The organism is Candidatus Polarisedimenticolaceae bacterium, assembly GCA_036376135.1.
In the GTDB taxonomy this organism is placed as follows: domain Bacteria; phylum Acidobacteriota; class Polarisedimenticolia; order Polarisedimenticolales; family DASRJG01; genus DASVAW01.
Genome location: DASVAW010000086.1, coordinates 1 through 2,554, shown reverse-complemented (window position 1 = coordinate 2,554; position 2,554 = coordinate 1). Strand labels below are relative to the sequence as shown.

Below are 2,554 nucleotides of genomic sequence, written 5' to 3'. Positions count from 1 at the left end.
GCGATCCTCAAGGCGCTCGCGTGGCGCCTGGGCGACGTGATCCCCGATGACGGAGCCTGAGACCGTCTTCGGAGTCGGACCGCGCGACGCCGGGAAGCGGCTCGACCGTTTCCTGAACGAGCGGATCCCGGGGCTCTCGCGGACGCGCGTCCAGGAGGCGATCCGCAGGCGCGTCACCCTCTCGTGGGGAGTCGCGGCGCGGCCGTCGACGCCGGTGAGGCCCGGGGGCTCGGTGATCGTCACGACGGTTCCCCTCGTCGAGCCGCCGCTCGAGCTGACGATCGCGATCCTCGCGGAAGGCTCCGGCTGGCTCGCCGTGGACAAGCCCGCGGGAATCCCCGTGCACCCGGTGAACCGCGAGCGGGACAACACCGTGATCCGCATGCTCCGCAAGCAGGTCGGCGACGAGGCGCTCCGGTTGTGCCACCGGCTCGACCGCGAGACGACGGGGGTGCTCCTCGTCGCGAGGGACGCGGCGACGGCGAGGGCGCTCTCGACGGCGTTCGAACGGGGAAAGGTGACGAAGGAGTACCTCGCCCTCGTCGCGGGAGAAGTCGAGGCGCCGGAGGGGACGATCGACCTCCCGATCGCCGAGGCGGCGTCGCGCGTCTACACCCGGCGGGAGACCTCCGACGCCGGGGAGTCGGCCCTGACCGCGTGGCGGGTCGAGCGGCGGCTTCCGGGACGTACCCTCCTGCGCGTGTTCCCGAAGACCGGCCGCCGCCACCAGATCCGCGTGCACCTCGCCGCGATCGGGCACCCGATCGTCGGCGATCTCCTCTACGGCCGTCCCGACGCGGACTTCCTCGACGTCGTCGCCGGTCGCGGGGACGCGCGGCACGCGGAAGGGGGCGCGCGCCGGCAGATGCTCCACAACGCGAGGCTGGCGATCGAGGCGCACGGCGTGGACGTGTCGGCGCCGCTCCCCGCCGACTTCGAAGCGGAGCTCACGTGAAGCTCGTCGCCGCCATCCTCGCGGCGGGGCTCGCGCTGGCGGCGGTCGCTTACGGCCGCGCGCTTTCCTATCCGCTCCTGCACGACGACCGCACCCTCGTGGCGAGCGAGTGGGTCGCCAAACGCGCCGACCTCGCGGGGGCCCTCAAGACCGACTACTGGCACGGGACGCGCCACGAGGGGTCGAACCTCTACCGGCCGCTCACGATCGCGTCGATCGCGTGGAACGCACAGGCCTTTGGATCGAAGGAGGCGTTCCGAGCCGTGAACGTCGGCCTGCACCTCCTCGCGGCGCTCGCGTTGTTCTGGCTGCTGGCGGGATTCTCACGCGATCGCTTCGCGGCGGCCTCCGCCGCCGCGTTGTTCGCCGTGCACCCGCTCGGGAGCGAGGCGGTGCTGTGGATCGTCGGGCGCGCGGAGGTCCAGGCGGCGCTCGGCGTCCTCGTCGCGATCCGCCTCGCGCTCGACCACGAGGCGAAGCCCTCCGCGTGGCGCCTGGCCGGCTCCGCGCTCGCCTTCTTCCTCGCGCTCCTGTCGAAGGACAGCGCGGTCGCGGCGGTCGTGCTGATCCCCGCGGCGTGGTGGGCGCTGACGCAGCGAAGGCATCCGCGGATGTTCCTCGCGCACGGCGCGGCGCTGGCGGTCTATCTGGCGCTGCGGGGCGCGGCGGTCGGCTTTTCGGGGCGCGAGTTCCCGTTCGTCGACAACCCGCTCGTCGCGGTGGATCCGCTCACCCGGGCGGTCAACGCGATCGTCCTTCTGGGACGTTACGCCGCGCTCGCCGCGTGGCCGTCGAACCTCACGATCGAGAGGGGGTTCGACGAGATCGCGGTCGCGCCGCTCGCATCGTGGGTCCTCCCCGCCGCGATCGCGATCGTCGCGTCGTGGGTCGGGGCCGTTCTCGTCGCGTCGAGGAGGCAGAGGCGCGACCTCGCCGTCCTCGTCTTCGCGGCCGGGGCGGCGTTCGGGGTCACGTCCAACGTCTTCTTCCCGATCGGGACGATCTTCGCCGAGCGCGTCGCGTACCTCCCCCTCGCCTTCGCCTGCGGTCTCGCGGGGGCGGGGCTCGCGGCGATCCCGAGGCGCGCGATCGCGATCGCGCTGCTCGGCGCGGCGTGCGCCGCGGGTGCAGCGCGCGCGTGGGTCCGGGCGGGGGACTATCGCGATCTCGCGACCCTCACCGAGGCGACGGTGGCGTCGTCGCCCCGCTCGGTGAAGGCGCTGTTCAACGTGGGCCGGACGCGCCTGCGCACGGGGCGGGCGAACCAGGCGATCGAGCCCCTCGAGCGGGCGGTGGCGATCCTCCCCGATTACCCACGCGCGTGGGCGACTCTCGCGGAGGCCTACGAGGTGAACGGGCAACCCGAGAAGGCGCGCGAAGCGCGCCAGCGTGCGGGGGTTGCGCCGAGCGACGAGCCCTGATTCCCGCTTGACCTCCTTCGCGTCGGGAGCGTAGGTTCGCGGCAATCCCCCGGCTCTCGAAGGGAGTGGGGCCATGCCGATCGTTGCCGTTCTGGCATTCCTCCTTGCTGCCGATCTCGCGCCGGCGGTCGAGATCGCGACGATCGGGATCGATCCCGGCATCCAGCGCGTCGAGAAC

Annotated in this window: 2 protein-coding genes; both read left to right on the top strand. The window is 72.9% G+C overall.

The window, feature by feature from the left end; all coding sequences use genetic code 11:
* The first annotated feature begins 46 nt into the window (after nt 1–46).
* A complete protein-coding gene (locus tag VF139_08380) occupies nt 47–955 on the top strand; it encodes an RluA family pseudouridine synthase (GenBank protein ID HEX6851414.1) in 909 nt (302 codons plus the stop codon).
* The gene (locus tag VF139_08375; GenBank protein HEX6851413.1) at nt 952–2,376 is read left to right on the top strand and encodes a tetratricopeptide repeat protein; all 1,425 of its coding nucleotides are present in this window, start codon (nt 952–954) and stop codon (nt 2,374–2,376) included. The genes VF139_08380 and VF139_08375 overlap by 4 nt, the downstream gene beginning before the upstream one ends.
* Nucleotides 2,377–2,554 lie beyond the last annotated feature (178 nt).

Bases quoted from the DNA above. Each gene is read 5' to 3' on its own strand.
- VF139_08380 (HEX6851414.1), top strand. From the start codon at position 47: ATGACGGAGCCTGAGACCGTCTTCGGAGTCGGACCGCGCGACGCCGGG.